Annotated in this window: 1 tRNA gene and 2 rRNA genes; all 3 read right to left on the bottom strand. The window is 50.2% G+C overall.

The features are described from left to right. Positions 1-61: 61 nt before the first annotated feature. Positions 62-137, bottom strand: a tRNA-Val gene (locus AC0TWI_RS04760). Positions 138-145: 8 nt separating this feature from the next. Beyond that, a 5S ribosomal RNA gene (gene rrf, locus AC0TWI_RS04755) occupies positions 146-261 on the bottom strand. A gap of 69 nt (positions 262-330) precedes the next feature. Next, positions 331-452: ribosomal RNA gene (locus AC0TWI_RS04750) — 23S ribosomal RNA — on the bottom strand; the annotation flags it as partial.

Here is a 452-nt window from a genome sequence, read left to right as displayed (position 1 = left end):
ACCCCCAACCTACTGATTACAAGTCAGTTGCTCTACCAATTGAGCTAGGCCGGCATAAATATGGTGGAGGATGACGGGATCGAACCGCCGACCCTCTGCTTGTAAGGCAGATGCTCTCCCAGCTGAGCTAATCCTCCATTTTTAAGCCTGGCAGCGTCCTGCTCTCGCAGGGGGAAACCCCCAACTACCATCGGCGCTGAAGAGCTTAACTTCCGTGTTCGAGATGGGAACGGGTGTGGCCTCTTCGCTATAGCCGCCAGACAAGGTTATAAGAGAAATGTTTCATTCTCTGAAAACCAGATACATGAGAAGGTAAAACCGGAAAACTGTTTGATTAAGTCCTCGATCGATTAGTATCCGTCAGCTCCATGTGTCACCACACTTCCACACCGGACCTATCCACCTGATCATCTTTCAGGGATCTTACTGGCTTGCGCCATGGGAAATCTCAT

The organism is Lederbergia sp. B243.17 (assembly GCF_057657925.1).
This window is presented reverse-complemented; position numbering and strand designations above follow the sequence as displayed.